Origin of the sequence: Pseudomonas sp. CCI3.1, assembly GCF_034313985.1 — a bacterium.
Taxonomy (GTDB): domain Bacteria; phylum Pseudomonadota; class Gammaproteobacteria; order Pseudomonadales; family Pseudomonadaceae; genus Aquipseudomonas; species Aquipseudomonas psychrophila.
In genome coordinates, this window is sequence record NZ_JAVIWO010000001.1 from 714,872 (window position 1) to 729,435 (window position 14,564).

14 protein-coding genes and 3 pseudogenes are annotated in these 14,564 nt (G+C 46.5%); 6 read left to right on the forward strand and 11 right to left on the reverse strand.

Translation table 11 applies throughout. The features are described from left to right. Positions 1-5 precede the first annotated feature (5 nt). The 3 genes from RGV06_RS03030 to RGV06_RS03040 form a co-directional block, all read right to left on the reverse strand. Positions 6-419, reverse strand: coding sequence for a DUF2946 domain-containing protein (locus RGV06_RS03030; protein ID WP_169916621.1), 414 nt, complete (start codon positions 417-419; stop codon positions 6-8). Between the two features lie 11 nt (positions 420-430). Next, positions 431-1,057, reverse strand: coding sequence for a putative natural product biosynthesis protein (locus RGV06_RS03035; RefSeq protein ID WP_169916620.1), 627 nt, complete (start codon positions 1,055-1,057; stop codon positions 431-433). Positions 1,058-1,289: 232 nt separating this feature from the next. Then, the gene (locus RGV06_RS03040; protein WP_169916640.1) at positions 1,290-1,673 is read right to left on the reverse strand and encodes a DUF2946 domain-containing protein; all 384 of its coding nucleotides are present in this window, start codon (positions 1,671-1,673) and stop codon (positions 1,290-1,292) included. A gap of 744 nt (positions 1,674-2,417) precedes the next feature. Between RGV06_RS03040 and tnpC the strand changes: the two are divergent. Then, positions 2,418-3,080: pseudogene (tnpC, locus tag RGV06_RS03045) on the forward strand (IS66 family transposase); the annotation flags it as partial. A 5-nt stretch (positions 3,081-3,085) separates the two neighbouring features. Here the strand turns inward: tnpC and RGV06_RS03050 are convergent. Next, complete coding sequence (locus tag RGV06_RS03050) at positions 3,086-3,655, reverse strand: MepB family protein (protein WP_169916619.1); 570 nt, start codon at positions 3,653-3,655, stop codon at positions 3,086-3,088. A gap of 132 nt (positions 3,656-3,787) precedes the next feature. Continuing rightward, a pseudogene (locus tag RGV06_RS03055) lies at positions 3,788-3,923 on the reverse strand (transposase); the annotation flags it as partial. 559 nt (positions 3,924-4,482) lie between these two features. Here RGV06_RS03055 and RGV06_RS03060 point away from each other — a divergent pair. Both RGV06_RS03060 and RGV06_RS03065 read left to right on the forward strand, forming a co-directional pair. After that, the gene (locus tag RGV06_RS03060; protein ID WP_169916618.1) at positions 4,483-5,262 is read left to right on the forward strand and encodes an alpha/beta hydrolase family protein; all 780 of its coding nucleotides are present in this window, start codon (positions 4,483-4,485) and stop codon (positions 5,260-5,262) included. A gap of 403 nt (positions 5,263-5,665) precedes the next feature. Beyond that, entirely contained in the window at positions 5,666-6,565 is a 900-nt protein-coding gene (locus tag RGV06_RS03065; RefSeq protein WP_262372322.1) for a DMT family transporter, read from the forward strand. A 363-nt stretch (positions 6,566-6,928) separates the two neighbouring features. Here RGV06_RS03065 and RGV06_RS03070 read toward each other — a convergent pair whose 3' ends face one another. The 4 genes from RGV06_RS03070 to RGV06_RS03085 all read right to left on the reverse strand — a co-directional run bounded on the left by RGV06_RS03070 (position 6,929) and on the right by RGV06_RS03085 (position 11,349). After that, complete coding sequence (locus RGV06_RS03070; RefSeq protein WP_322149347.1) at positions 6,929-8,248, reverse strand: MFS transporter; 1,320 nt, start codon at positions 8,246-8,248, stop codon at positions 6,929-6,931. Between the two features lie 68 nt (positions 8,249-8,316). After that, entirely contained in the window at positions 8,317-9,522 is a 1,206-nt protein-coding gene (locus tag RGV06_RS03075; RefSeq protein WP_169916616.1) for a mandelate racemase/muconate lactonizing enzyme family protein, read from the reverse strand. Positions 9,523-10,155: 633 nt separating this feature from the next. Beyond that, positions 10,156-10,806, reverse strand: coding sequence for a GntR family transcriptional regulator (locus tag RGV06_RS03080; protein WP_169916615.1), 651 nt, complete (start codon positions 10,804-10,806; stop codon positions 10,156-10,158). A gap of 84 nt (positions 10,807-10,890) precedes the next feature. Beyond that, entirely contained in the window at positions 10,891-11,349 is a 459-nt protein-coding gene (locus RGV06_RS03085; protein WP_169916614.1) for an Lrp/AsnC family transcriptional regulator, read from the reverse strand. A gap of 181 nt (positions 11,350-11,530) precedes the next feature. On the opposite strand from RGV06_RS03085, the gene metC reads away from it, so the two are divergent. Beyond that, a complete protein-coding gene (metC, locus tag RGV06_RS03090; RefSeq protein ID WP_169916613.1) occupies positions 11,531-12,721 on the forward strand; it encodes a cystathionine beta-lyase in 1,191 nt (396 codons plus the stop codon). Between the two features lie 90 nt (positions 12,722-12,811). Here the strand turns inward: metC and RGV06_RS03095 are convergent, their stop codons facing one another. Further along, entirely contained in the window at positions 12,812-13,012 is a 201-nt protein-coding gene (locus RGV06_RS03095) for a YbdD/YjiX family protein (RefSeq protein ID WP_169916612.1), read from the reverse strand. 30 nt (positions 13,013-13,042) lie between these two features. On the opposite strand from RGV06_RS03095, the pseudogene RGV06_RS03100 reads away from it, so the two are divergent. Continuing rightward, a pseudogene (locus RGV06_RS03100) lies at positions 13,043-13,286 on the forward strand (response regulator transcription factor); the annotation flags it as partial. 58 nt (positions 13,287-13,344) lie between these two features. On the opposite strand, the gene RGV06_RS03105 reads toward RGV06_RS03100, so the two are convergent. Next, positions 13,345-13,938 (reverse strand): ACP phosphodiesterase, encoded by a 594-nt coding sequence (locus tag RGV06_RS03105; RefSeq protein WP_169916611.1) that lies wholly within the window; start codon positions 13,936-13,938, stop codon positions 13,345-13,347. 288 nt (positions 13,939-14,226) lie between these two features. Here RGV06_RS03105 and RGV06_RS03110 point away from each other — a divergent pair, with 288 nt between their 5' ends. Beyond that, entirely contained in the window at positions 14,227-14,559 is a 333-nt protein-coding gene (locus RGV06_RS03110) for a carboxymuconolactone decarboxylase family protein (RefSeq protein ID WP_169916610.1), read from the forward strand. Positions 14,560-14,564: the final 5 nt, after the last annotated feature.

A 14,564-nucleotide genomic window follows, 5' to 3' on the forward strand; every position in this document is an offset into this window, starting at 1 on the left:
TGCGCCTAGCAGAAAATGAAGAGAACATTCAACGGTCGAGTAGGCGGAGCTCGGCTTCGTGCGCCAGGGAACACCGGTGGTACAGCTTGCCGAGGGATAAAGCGGGCAGATAGACACTTTGACAGTGGAACATGGCGCCGAATGCTCGGCAGGCTTGACTCAGTGAGCGCAGGGTGCTGGAACAGAAGAGAACAATATCCGCACTTTTCCCACACGATCAGATCATGGTGCTTGTCCACAGAGCCATGGTGAGACATCTGGCTCATGCCAGGCATGTCGTGGCACTCCATGACAGCCATGCTCATTGCTTGGCTTTTGTCTTGGGCAAGACTGATCCCCTGACTGATCAGCGGGCCGGCAAAGATCATCAGCATGGCGAACAGACTGAGCCAGGCTGCGATAATTTGACGTCTACGCACTAGCAGGTGCTCTACTTATCACGCACAGGCTTGGATAACTGTGTTTGACCTTCATATCCGGGAATAGGCAACCACCGTCGGAATCCGCTGCCGCCCTTCCCTGTCAAGGGACACCAAGCAAAGTCCCACGGCGCAGGAGGAAACTCTTCATGCTCAGGATCGTTACCTGGAACGCTGCGAGGCTCTACTTTCCAGTCAAACACCCTCATGGGTGAGCCTTGCCAAACGAGTACCATCCCACGCGCTTGGCTATCGTCGGTGTTTACCCATCGGGCTGCCGCTGCAGCCATGAATGAGTCGATGTAATCCTCAGTAATTTGAGATCGATAGTTTGACGTGAGTAACCAGCGGCAGACGCTCAGGTAGTACGTCCAATTCAGCGGTGGGTGATTGCGATATGCCCAGATCATGAAACTACGGAAGATGTTCAAACCGTCTGGAGGATCAAGCTTGAGTAGCCCGGGGCACACATCAAATAGCGTGTGCCAGTAAGGCAACAACCGGGTATCAAGATGAACAAAACAGCGTGCATTGCCGGGGTAATCAGGAAACGGCAACAGGAAATCGCCACGACTGCTTAGGCGCGAAGTTTTAGTGGCTAGCCGTGAAACCCCTGAAGGAATAACTACAGAGCGCATGCCAGCCACCCCACAATCGTTCGTTGCGGATTATCTGATGTAGCAGATGTAAAACTTAAGCTTTCGAATAAGCTGAACTTGCAACCTGAATGATCAATAACGCGAGACATAGGACTACCTCCTCATGACGATTGAACGACGTCCACCTGCGGTCGCGTCAGCGACAATCAGGCGTAAAAATAACGTCGTAATAAAGCAGTGACGGCCGAGTTTGACCGGTCACATGCAAGCGTCAGTTTTGAGGGGGAGCGCGGGGATTAGCCGATGGCCAAGAGTATCGAGGAGGCGCCCTGGAACCCAATTCACGGCTTGGGCGCAGCTTTTGCCCTACCCGCAATAACCAGGTCAGACAAAATAAGAAAGCGATGCTCAACGTCACCGCAGAACAGATCGGACAGGTAAAGCTTCCAACCCAACCGCTAACTGACTGGTCGGTGTAGTCCGTGCTTTGTACCGGACTCTTGTTGCCCGACGCAGAACAGAACTGACCGCCGACGCCATTAAGCTCGAACCCGGTCATCTGCCCATGCCCCAAACCGCAGGCGTACACGTTGAGCAGGACGCAAAAACACAGCATCCAGGCAACGAGTGAGCGGTCTGCAAGGGACAGTTTCATGTGAGCGGCATTACTACTAATTAAGGGCATGAAGAAGTCGGTCAAACCCACAGCCCAGAAATAACTGGACGATGGAGGTACAACTCAATTACACGACTTTCAGAGAGTTCACCCAAGTGAAATTCTAACCGAAGACGTTGCCAGAATTACGCTGTGAGGCAGGTCTTCGCGCTGGTAGCCCGATAGCTTCCGGTACCTTCCCAGTAGAAATGGCCCAAGAGAGCTAGGCGTTCACACTTGGTGGAACAGTGTGGTAAAGGCATACCTACTCCCCTATTACTTCAACAGCCGGTGAAACCACAAATCGCTAATAGATTAAGGCTTTTATGTGTTGTTCGCACGAGCCAGGAAGCCTTTTTCAAGCAGGGTTCCACGAAGCCTCATGCGACAGACTGTCACATGTCTTTTGACGAGCATGTTATAGCGAGCCAAGGCCTATGACTGCGTCGGAGTGTCGCAGCTTATGCGGGCGACTGGCATCGGCAGATTTTTCGCATTTCCTGTGGCCGATCAAAACAAATACTCAATAGGCATTGCTCGGATAAGGCCTAAAACTTTAGTGATCAAATAGTCCCGGACACGACGTTAATTATTTCCCCGGCCTGCAAGCGGGCGTTGGCCAGCAATTGAGTTGATGAGGTAGCATCCACATTTGTAACCGAGCATCAATTATTGACTAATGTCCAGTTGGGCCTGCTGAACCGAAATGTAATGCACCCTGGGAAGACACCTGATCGCGGCCCCAACTTCCTGCAAGGCTGGAAGGGCAAGCTGGTCTGTGATGATTTTGGCGGTTACAAGGCCAGCTTCGAACTCGGCGTGACGGAGATCGGTTGCATGGCCCATGCGCGGCGTAAGTTCTTCGAATTGCATGCCACCAACAAGAGCATGCTCGCCGAGCAAGCCCTGCGCTATATCCAGTTGCTGTACGAAATCGAAAGTGAAGTCCGTGACCTGGATCCGGATTTACTGCGCCGAATACGGCAAGAAAAAGCAGTACCGGTGATGGATAGGCTGCATGCCTGGATGATCGCGCAGCGCGATCTCGTGCCCGAAGGTTCGGCTATCAGCAGAGCATTGGATTACAGTCTGAAACGCTGGGCAGCGCTGTCGCGCTACCTCGATGACGGAACTGTTCCCATTGACAATAATTGGGCAGAGAACCAGATCCGGCCTTGGGCTCTTGGACGCAAGAACTGGCTCTTCGCAGGGTCGCTACGCAGCGGTAAACGGGCGGCGGCGATCATGGGTTTGATCCAATCTGCGCGGCTCAACGGGCATGATCCGTATGCTTATTTGAAGGACGTTCTCACGCGTCTGCCGACGCAGCGTGCGAGTGAAATTGATCAGCTCCTGCCGTATAGGTGGACGTCGGGCTTACCCAGAACGCTCAAGAATGACGGATAAGGATCTTAAACTTCAAATAACCGACGCACCTGCACGGAATCGGCGCTTCCGCTTTGTTCAAGAGGAAGGAAGTATTGTAGTTGCCATTGTTGTGTCCTAACGGCCTCTTTGGCGACTGGTTTGACCCAAGGTGGATAAACGCGGATGGCGCGCTTACCGCCTTTACCGTTAATCGCCATGATGCCCTTTGATGCCAGTATTTTCTGGTCGAAAACAAACTGTCCGCGATGAGTTGCATCGAACACACTCACTACAACAAAGGCTACGCCATCATCGACATCGAGAGGTGCAATGATGCTGCCTGACGTCGGGCGCTTCCATATTGTGACGAACTGTCCAATCTTCGTCGGCGTTGTTTTAGCCACACGGAAGGCAATGGTGTGTCCGTCGAGGCCAAAGCGGGAGGCACCATACTCGACACTCTCAGCCTCGCGTAGAGCCAGATCCGTCAATTGCATTCCCGCCGGCTTGTACACATCCTGGATAGCAGCTATCAGATCGTTCGGAATATGGCCGAGGGCCGGGTCTGCCGCGCCTGCATATTTTGTGTGTAGTTCAGTTAAATCGAATTTCAACGGGAACAACTCCTAAACGACTCATTGACCATACGACCCATTCCAGAACATATGCTACGCCCTTCGACATGCAGAAGCGGGCTGCGTGCGGTTACGTCTTGTAATTGCGCAAGGTGGGATAGCCAGCCGCTTACGCTTTACCCACGCATAAAGGCTGTGAGTCGATACGCCAAAACGTGCTGCCACATAAGCGACAGGCAGCTTTTTTTTCGATCATTTGATTGATCGCTTGGATTTTGAATTCTTCGGCATAACGTGGATTGCTCATGGCACCTCCTGAATGGCCTAATTTTAAGGTATGAAGATGTCTACGAAACTAGGGGCTATTCAAATATCGTGCTCTACTTTGTGCTGTAAAGCCACAGACGCTGACGCTGACGCTGACGCTGACGCTGACGCTGACGACTAGCGTATTGCGACCCCTGATCGAAATGAAGCAGCAGCAGTTCTGAAGCTTCTCTCTTTGATTGTAGGCCATATCAAAAGCATTGATCATCAAGTCTACATCAGGCTTTCCTGACAACACCCTGCCCACTATTCAGCACGCATCTAGATCCATGACCATCTCTATGCTATGCCATTTCCCTTACGGGCTGATGTGAGGGATTTCACCTCTCCACATCCCTAACGCCCTGCCCTTCAGTCCGCTCGATCCATACTCTACTCAAAAACGCTCGCAAAGCGGTCACAAACATTGCAAACCTACCTACTGGATGGTAGTCTTGCTTCGTAATGGCCACCGCATCCTTAGAAAGGCCGTGGCAAAAAATGCTTCTCGGTCAAGTCTCGATCTTTTGCTGAACCAATAGCTGATCTGTGGAAAAATCATGAGCAAACAACAGATAATATTTAAAAATTCTGAATCAGTAAGCTTATCCGGCCTTCTTCAAACGCCAGAAGCACCTAGCGCTTACGCTCTATTCGCCCACTGCTTCACTTGCGGTAAAGACATCAAAGCGGCTGCGAGAATTGCAAAAGCCCTGGTTGACAACAATATTGCTGTTCTCAGATTTGATTTTACAGGCCTTGGCAATAGTGAAGGTGATTTCTCCAACAGCAATTTCTCATCCAATGTTGCTGACTTGGTAGCAGCAGCAGACTATTTGCGAGAAACACATGAAGCTCCAGCTATCCTAATAGGCCATAGTTTAGGAGGGGCTGCAGTCATAGCAGCGGCCAAATATATCCCAGAAGTAAAAGGAGTTGTGACCATAGGTGCTCCTGCTGAGGCGTCCCATGTAATAAAACAGTTCAAAAGCGAGGTAGCTAACATAAGAGATCATGGAGAATTTAAAGTCATGTTAGCAGGTAGAGAGTTCAACATAAAAAAACAGTTCCTTGATGATATTGAGACACATCAACAGGACAAAAATATTGCAAGCCTACGTAGGGCGCTGCTAGTTTTCCACTCCCCAGTAGATACCGTTGTTTCAATAGAACAAGCTCAAAAAATTTACCAGACCGCGAAGCATCCTAAAAGTTTTATTTCACTAGACTCTGCCGACCACTTGTTAACCAATAGCAAGGACGCTGACTATGTTGCCTCATGCATTACCGCATGGAGTTCAAGATATTTGTACACTTCGGAAAAATCACATTCAATATAAATTAATCTAGGGATATTTACATGCGATACTGCTCAATATTAGCTCTTAAGAGAGCGAGGGAACAAGGGCGAAATAGTTCACTTTGTTGCGATAGTGAGTCTGCCAAAAGAGGCGATCAAAGGAAACCAACAAAAAACTCATGGGGCATTGTTTTTTTGTTGATTATATTAGTCACATTTCTATGTGCAGCTGTGATAGGAGCAATTTGACCTAGAGTCCCGCCTGGCAGCTCACTCAATCGCAAAAATTAGCTGCTTTACATTTTGAATAAAGTACATCGCCAGTTGGTTGAGTTTTAGCACAATAAAATTATCATCTATCATTGATGCATTTAAAAAATATAACGATAGCTCTTCGATCATGAAACATCTAAATCTGACCCAATTAAGTGGAAGACTACTTCATGAGTGCCAGCTTTACTCAAAAAATCATGAGCAAGCGATCACGACGCATAATTTTACTAACAACCATCGCAATGGTCGCTTTCGCAGCGAACTCCGTACTTTGTCGGCTGGCACTGCGAGACAGTGCTATCGACCCCATCAGTTTTAGTGTTATACGTTTAGTCAGTGGTGCGTTTGTTTTATGGATAATTCTTAAGCTTAGGCGGTCTACTCCAAATTGCACAGGAACTTGGAGAGGAGGCTTATCACTCTACGTCTATGCATTCGCTTTTTCCTATTCATACCTGAATCTGGACACTGGCATCGGCGCACTTATTTTGTTCGGAGCAGTACAACTCACGATGCTTGGGTTCGGTTTCTTCAAAGGAGAGCGAATGGGGCCTTTAACATTACTGGGCTTAGTTTTCGCTATTTCTGGATTAGTTGTGATTCTTGTTCCAGGTACGAATGCCCCCCCTCTGATAAGCGCAGCAATAATGATCACTTCAGGAGTAGCCTGGGGGATATATTCAATTCTTGGCAAAGCTTCGACTGACCCGTTGGCGACGACAAGTGGCAACTTCATGAGGTCTGTACCGCTCATCATGCTTACGGCCCTACCCTTCATTAAGTCTTTTCATGCGGACGTTATTGGCATAGCGGCAGCATTTGCGTCAGGCACCATTGCATCTGGCATTGGATACGCAATTTGGTACGCGGCAATGCGACAGCTTTCATCGTTCCACGCAGCGACCGTCCAGCTCAGTGTCCCTGTTATTGCATCACTTGCCGGAGTTTTATTACTGGGAGAAATCTATACTGCACGTCTTGGTCTTAGCTCTCTCGCGGTGCTTGGAGGAATTACTCTAATCCTATTATCTAAACAATCATCCATACATAAGTTAAACACTGAAGACTAGCCTTATACGTCTAGCTGGATTTCTGAGCCAATTGTATAGGCCACTAACTATCGACAAGATAGCCTAACTCAAAAACCAAGCCTTAGCTCCTTAATAATCAACAACCCAACTTGACCAGCATTACCATCAATCATACAAGAGTAGATGAGCTATCCACTTCAGGATATAAGTTAATCTCAACAATACACAAGAGCAGGTGAACACCGAAACCCTTGATATCAGGCATCGGTGTCATTAACCATGTAAGAATTAACAGATAACATTTATAATATCTGCTCCAACATAACCCCTATTAAATCTGTAACTATTAATATATTCAACGCCGCACCTCAAATCGAAGTGGTTCGCTGCAATAACCCTATCTCAACTGCGGAAGGTACGTTTTTTGGTAGCAAGAAGCATTACCAATGCCCCTAACAGGGTTAGTGCTGACAAAAAATACCAAGCGGCATCTGTTGAGTGAGTCGTATCTTTGATCCAGCCAACGAAATATGGACTAGCAAAACCCGCAACTTGACCTATCGAATTGATTACTGCAACGCCTCCTACTGCGGCAGCCGTACTAAGGAACGAACTCGACAGTGGCCAAAACATTGGGAGTGCTGTAAAAGCGCCCATAGTTGCAATAGTAAGTCCTAACAGAGCAGTTGTAGATGAGCCCCCTGCACTGGCAGTAACTGCTAGACCTACAGCACTCATAATCATCGGAACTGCCAAGTGCCAACGCCGCTCACCACTGGCATCGGCAGATCTTCCCATGAAAAGCATGAACAAGGCAGCTGCAGCATATGGGATGGCAGTGATTGAACCAACCATAAACATCCCACCCCAATTCCCAGATTTAATTACTGTTGGAAGCCAAAAGCTAATAGCGTAAACGCCACCTTGAAATGAGAAGTAAATAAGACCCAGAATCCAAACCCACTTGTTTTTCAGGACTTGCTTCATGCCCTCCGCCTTGCAGGAAGGCTTTTTGGCTTCGTCAGCGGCCAAGTCAGATATAATTACATTTTTTTCTTCTTGAGTTAACCAACGCGCATCCTGTACTCGATCATCCAAAATAAAATATACACCTGCACCTAACAGAATAGTAGGCACCCCTTCAATAACGAATAACCATTGCCATGCAGCCATACCACCAACGGGGCTGGACGAAAATGCTTCAAGGATCCACCCAGAAAGCGGCCCGCCCAGAACGCCAGAGAGTGGAATAGCAGACATAAACAAAGCCATCACACGTCCACGTATTGAAGCAGGAAACCACTGCGTAAAGTACAAAATCAGACCAGGAAAAAAACCTGCTTCAGCGGCACCTGTGAGAAACCTGAGTACGTAAAATGTTTCCGCTGTTTTTACGAACATTAATGAGGTTGAGAGAATCCCCCACAGCACCATGATAATCGCTACCCAGCGCCTAGCGCCGATCCGTTGCAGCATCAGATTACTTGGCAAGCCAAACACCAAGTATCCAATGAAAAATATACCCGCCCCTAATCCGTACGCGGCCTCGCTCATACCTATATCTTGAAGCATGTGCAGCTTAGCAAAACCAACATTCACGCGATCGAGATAATTAAATAAATAACAAACAAACATGTACGGTATTATTCTTCTAATCACCTTTCCATAAAGAGCTTTTGAGCTTGAGCTCTCATTAGAAAAAGCTGCTATGTTCGTTTCCATTTTATACTCCCAGGGTGTAACAAAGCACTGACCTGAAACAAGACCAGTGCTAAGTTCACAATGCTTTATTATTTTATTGTTGCTACCAAGTACTGATGAACAACTTCATCGTTCAGTTCTTGACCAAGCCCAGGCAACTCAGGAACTGTAAAAAAGCCATTCTTTGGTTGATAGTCATACTTGCAAAGATCGATAATATCTTTTTTCAAAGCAATTGTGTGGTGTTCATGAATAATGAAATTGGGTATTGCAGTCTCAATATGCAGTGCTGCTGCGGTAGAAACCGGCCCACCGCACACATGCACTTGAACAGTAGCATGATATATATTTGCATAATCGCAAATTTTCTTAGCTTCAGTAATCCCTCCCACCAAGCAAGCATCTGGTTGAATTACAGCTACCGCCTGTTTCTCTAAAAGCTCACGATAACCCCAGCGCGTATAATTCCGCTCCCCTGTGGACACGGGCATACTCACGCTATTTGTAACCCTTGCAAATGCGTCAGTATTCATCGGGTTTGTTGGTTCCTCATAGTAGTAAATACCTATGTCTTCAACAGCGCGGGCTAACTGAATAGCGGAGTTTGCCCCGAGCAGAGAGTGAATCTCCAAGATAATATCAACATCTTTACCCACGGCATCCCGCATAGCTTTCAGGCGATCGTATGCTCGATTGATATCTTCGTTACGTAGAAGTCCATAGTAACTTTGCTTAGGGTTGCTCAGCGCATTTTCTTCTTTGGTGGTACCATAAAACTGAATTGGATCGACTTTAATACAATCATAGCCTTCTGCAACCGCCTTTAAGGCTGCATCCGCGTAGTCTTTAGGATCGAAAAGGGCTGTTTGTTCATCTCCCCAACCAAATTGAAGCTGACTGGCATAGGTTCTAAGCTTTTCATTGGTTTTCCCCCCGATCAGCTCGTAAATAGGGGCATTATATTTTTTACCCTTGATGTCCCACAATGCGATATCAATCGCACTCATGCCGGCATAAAATACTGGCCCTCCTCCCATCCCCCAGAAAGTGCCACGGTAAAAGTCTTCCCAGATGGACTCAATCCGCATGGGGTCTTTACCAATGAGGCGCGGAGCAAGATCCTTGATTATGCCAACAGCTGCATTTGAACCTGATCCATATGCAAGTCCAGCCTCTCCTATTCCAGAGACACCTTCATCAGTGTTAATACGGATCAGAATTGGATTAAAATAACTAAGCGCAGGATCTTTCTCACGGACATTGCAATCAAATACTTCGACACTTGTAATTCTCATACCAACCAGCCTCAATTATTATTTTGTCTATCATGAAAAACGTGGACTTTTCATTCACACAACCTAATAAAAGCAGCTTCCCAAATAGCTTTCAACCCCTGCAAAAATCTCAAAAAATTAAACTCGTGAAATTTCACTGCACTACAATTATTTATTTTAAATATTAGTATTCACATGCGCCAACCTAGAGCATCTCCACCTGCCACAGTGAAATATCAGCCGCGCAAAAAAAAACTGTGAAATTTCACAAAAATCTCTAGACCGTTGTGAACAGCGCTCTTACGGCGCTCATCGTGCAGTCATGCTGCTGGCAGCAGTTATGCGTAACGCCTCCTCCAAAACGCGAAAACACTTTAATTATCTAAAAGCATATATAGATCCTTAGCGAGGGAACCGCTCACACTTATCAATAATAAACACCCACAACCAATACATCAGATAGAAATCCTTCTTGGCAAACTTGGCTTCACAAAAAAACATAGCGACCAACTTCGAAGCGCTCAACTACAGAAACTCTCACTCACTCCAAACTTCACAATAGTCAATACGCAAACAAGCAACAACACAGATAAAAAACCATAACCACCTGAGGACGTACGGAGCATGTCCGTCCTCGCAAATGAACAAAAACACTTACTCCTCCCTGGAAAATATATCTTCCAAGCGTTTCAAATGCAAAGATAAGATCTTACATGCTTGATCAATCTCGCCAACAACAACCTTCTCATAAATAGCTTGATGATCACCAAAAGATAGCAGCATATCGCCAACTGTATACTTATCAAGAATACTCAAATACCACAACACCATTACTTTTATGGTAATCGCGCTAGATGCCATAACGAGAAATTCATTCTCTGAATACTTATAGAAAACATCATGGAACTCAGCATCATACTTTAAATACCCTGTTAGATCTCCCTGCCTTACAGACTCCTCCATTTTTGAAATCACCCTAGAAAGCTCCAAACTAAATCGGGTAGAGCTATTTACATGAGCTTGCCGCAGCGCCTCGCTTTCAATGGCGTAACGCGCAAGCGTCATTTTACATATGTCTTCCTTGGTAAAAGTAAATATATACGTTCCTTTCCGTGGCTTTATAATGACCACACCAAGCCTGTTCAAAGCCTGCAGCGCTTGATGTACAGGAGCAGTGCTTATTGATAGTTTCTCTGCAAGTTCAGCCTCAGTGACTCTGGAGCCCAGCTTGAGGTGCCCTGCTATGATCATGTTCACGATCTTAAATTCAGCAATCTCTGCAAGCGACTCGAGTTTTTTTGCCATGCTCTAATACCCTTAAAAATCACAAACCAGATTATCAAAAAAACAATATAAAATACCACTTCACTAAATGCTTTCCAACTAATCTCAAAGAGGTAGCGTTGTACTCCGCTTAACTTCTCGCAACGAAAACCCTGTGTACATCTCTTTGATATTGCCCAACCTACGAATCTTAAACATGGCCAACTTATGAAACTCATCCATGTCCTCTACAACAACCTGCAACAAGTAATCATATTTCCCAGATATGTTATGACACGCCAACACATTAGGCAGCGCATCAACACCTCGCTCAAAATTATCCATCGCCTCTTCTGAGTGGCTATCAAGCGTAATACTAATAAACGCAAAGACATTTAAGCCAAGAGCCTTTCTGTTAAGGGTTGCATAATAACCATCAATAACTTCTTCCTCGAGTCGCTTAAGACGCTTCCAGCTTGCTGGTGGCGAGAGAGATACGCGCGCGGCAATTTCCGCGTTAGTCAATCGGCCATTCATCTGAATAATGCTGAGAATCGTCCGATCTACTTTGTCTAACTCAATCATGATTTTCCCTCATAGGCGAATTTAGGCATCCTCGCACAACTTTTGAAAAACTTCCATAGCATCATTTTCAGCTAATAAAATTAACCAGAATGGCTATAAATGACAAACAATCGAAAGATAGTTTCCTTCACATAAAAATATACTTAAGGTCTCGCCAATAGACTCATCGATGGGAAAATCTATGAAAAATAAAAAGGTAATACACTCTCCCTCAACTGTACTTACGCACACGGGAAGTCACCCCGAAGAACATTATGGCTTCGTAAATCCTCCAATATACCGTGGTTCAACTGTAATATTCCCCAATGTCGACTCTATGCAGCACGGTAGTCAAAGGTATCAATACGGCCGCTGGAACAACCCATCCACCGAGGCTCTCTGCGAAGCGATCACAGCACTTGAAGGAGCAACTGGAACTGTTCTCTGTCCATCAGGACTGTCAGCCTGCGTCACGGCGATACTTTCCGTCGTTGGCTCAGGCGAGCACATTTTGGTACCTGATACCGTTTATGCCCCAACACGTCACTTTTTGGAAACGGCTGGAAAACGGTTCGGGATCGAAACCACTTACTATGACCCACAGATTGGGCATGACATAAAAACCCTCTTTCAATCCAATACGAAGGCAGTGTTTACTGAGTCTCCTGGATCCCACACCTTTGAAATACAGGATATACCTGCGATTGCCGAAGCGGCCCATGACTGCGGTGCCCTAGTGCTGCTGGATAACACTTGGGCTACACCTATGTACTTCAAAGCGATCAAACACGGTGTTGACCTGTCGATCATGGCAGCCACGAAGTATATTGTGGGGCACTCAGATGCATTGATTGGCACCATCGCGGCTTCACCGCTCGCCTGGCCTCAATTAAAGGCCTACCATTTTGAATGCGGCATCTACGTTAGCCCAGATGATACAAACTTGGCTCTCCGAGGACTTCGCACGCTCGACGTTCGTTTGGAGAGACATCAACGGAATGCAACCAAAATTGCACAATGGCTCGAAGATCAAAAGCAGGTTGCACGCGTTATTTATCCTGGGCTTCCATCCCATACAAATCATGCCCTATGGCTAAGGGATTTCACTGGCGCTACTGGCCTACTGTCATTTGTAACCAAACCCGCACCTTTCGAGGCTGTCAAGGCACTACTCGACAATCTCAACTTATTCGGCCTGGGTTACTCTTGGGGTGGGTTTGAAAGTTTGGCTATCACTGTAGACCCTCGCAATATCAGAAGTGCAACACAATGGAGTGATGAGGGCCACTTGGTACGGCTGCACATCGGCTTGGAAAATCCAGATGATCTAATTGCTGACCTAGCACTGGGTTTTGAACGATTTGATCAAATGAAAAACCATATTATGCTCTAGGCATGTTTTAAAATTAATCTTTATAGCCAAATAAAAAAGCCCGATACTTGGTATCGGGCTTAACTTTATTTAGCAAAAAACATAACATTACTAACAGCACCGAGGTTGACAGTTGCCACCCCCGTAGCGAGCCTCTTGTCGCTCTCTGAAAAATCCCTCATATGACATCATCGTCTTATCAGGGTGCTTAGTCTGCATATGCTCAACGTACGTATCGTAATCGGGCATACCAACCATCAGGCGCGCTGCTTGACCTAGATACTTACCGAAACGACTCAGGTCATTGAACACGTTGAAGTCCTCTATTACGCATTGGGAATTGCTACATATAGTGCTGAAATCGCGCAAAAACTACTTCTTGACGATGGTAACTCGAACGAGCCACCCCCACGGGAAAACCAAGTTCTATATAAAATAGCTCAAGGGTTGAACAATAAGGAAATGGCTCGCGAATTGGATATTAGTGTCAGAACCGTTAAGACTCATCGTCCGGCGCAAGCTTAATATCGACAAGCCCACTGCTTTGATAAATTATGGAATAGACCATGGAATAATTCCAAGATGAGGTTATCCCTAAAATCCAACTAAGCTACTGAAAAGCCTAACCTGTTAGGCAAATAAGCTCACTGAGGTGTCTTTGATGCACCTAAACCGGCTTGTGCGTACTGCCACAACACTGGATAGAATTCCTGAAAATCTTCACTCAGCGGCTCATATAGCGCTGACAGCTCCTCGTAGACGCCAAACATGCCTTCTGGTTGGGATAAGCGCTGTGAGATGACTTTGAGTCCATGACCAATCATTGGAAAATCTTTATATGCACCAAGCCAATCTTCTCTGATTATGGACGGAACGATCTGAGCCAGACGTTCCGGTAAGGCAGGCTCGTTTTTTAAAATGACATAGACCTTTTTTGCGAAAGCCTCCAGAGGCTCATCAGCAAAGTGCTCCCAGTCGCGAGCCAAGCAATGATCAAAAAACATGTCTAGTGCAATTCCTGCATAACGACGCCTTGCCACTCGAAATCGTCCTAACGCCCTTTTGACCAATGGATGGGAGTCAGTGAACACATCAATTTGGCGATGCAACCTGATTGCCTCTTCAGTCTGTAAAGGAAAATGGCCTGCAAGCGTTCCCTTTACAAAATCCCCATAGAGACTCCCCAGGAGCTGCTGCGGCTCCTGACCGCCCAAATGCAAGTGCGCTAGGTAATTCATCAATAACCTCGTCTAACTGCATGATTTTAATAACGCTTAACACTCAAAGCCCGTCCTGCTGTCGAGCGTAAAAAACTACCATCTACTAGGATTGTAATAAATACAATCTAAAACCGTATTCGTAGAGGCTCTAGGCATCGATCTGAGCATTGAACCATCAGTGACAACATCTCTAGGGTGCCAAATTCTATCACGCCCCTTGCAAGCCTACCAACTGGATGGTAGATTTGATCCAGTTCCACATTTCCTCGCGCCACTAACCGGGCTGAACGCCCAAGTGAGAATCAAATGCAAGACTGGAAGCAGACCCGTAAAGACATCAACACTCGTTTGGTAGAACTCAACGGCTTGTCCCCGGAGACCATGAAGGGCATGGCTGCACTCGGCGCTGCCGGTAGCAAAACAAACCATCTGGATGCGAAGACTCGCGAGCTAATTTCCTTAGCAGTAGCCGTTACGACTCGATGCGATGGTTGCATTGCTTTCCACGCAGCGGAAGCCAAGAAGCTCGGTATTACAAGCGAGGAAGTTGCTGAGGCACTGAGTGTTGCCATCAACATGAACGCCGGTGCAGCACTGGTGTATAGCACCCACGTACTCGACGCGTTCGACAAGTCATAAATCAA

Bases quoted from the DNA above. Each gene is read 5' to 3' on its own strand.
- RGV06_RS03035 (WP_169916620.1), bottom strand. From the start codon at position 1,057: ATGCGCTCTGTAGTTATTCCTTCAGGGGTTTCACGGCTAGCCACTAAA.
- RGV06_RS03040 (WP_169916640.1), bottom strand. From the start codon at position 1,673: ATGAAACTGTCCCTTGCAGACCGCTCACTCGTTGCCTGGATGCTGTGT.
- RGV06_RS03060 (WP_169916618.1), top strand. From the start codon at position 4,483: ATGAGCAAACAACAGATAATATTTAAAAATTCTGAATCAGTAAGCTTA.
- RGV06_RS03065 (WP_262372322.1), top strand. From the start codon at position 5,666: ATGAGTGCCAGCTTTACTCAAAAAATCATGAGCAAGCGATCACGACGC.
- RGV06_RS03070 (WP_322149347.1), bottom strand. From the start codon at position 8,248: ATGGAAACGAACATAGCAGCTTTTTCTAATGAGAGCTCAAGCTCAAAA.
- RGV06_RS03075 (WP_169916616.1), bottom strand. From the start codon at position 9,522: ATGAGAATTACAAGTGTCGAAGTATTTGATTGCAATGTCCGTGAGAAA.
- RGV06_RS03080 (WP_169916615.1), bottom strand. From the start codon at position 10,806: ATGGCAAAAAAACTCGAGTCGCTTGCAGAGATTGCTGAATTTAAGATC.
- RGV06_RS03085 (WP_169916614.1), bottom strand. From the start codon at position 11,349: ATGATTGAGTTAGACAAAGTAGATCGGACGATTCTCAGCATTATTCAG.
- metC (WP_169916613.1), top strand. From the start codon at position 11,531: ATGAAAAATAAAAAGGTAATACACTCTCCCTCAACTGTACTTACGCAC.
- RGV06_RS03105 (WP_169916611.1), bottom strand. From the start codon at position 13,938: ATGAATTACCTAGCGCACTTGCATTTGGGCGGTCAGGAGCCGCAGCAG.
- RGV06_RS03110 (WP_169916610.1), top strand. From the start codon at position 14,227: ATGCAAGACTGGAAGCAGACCCGTAAAGACATCAACACTCGTTTGGTA.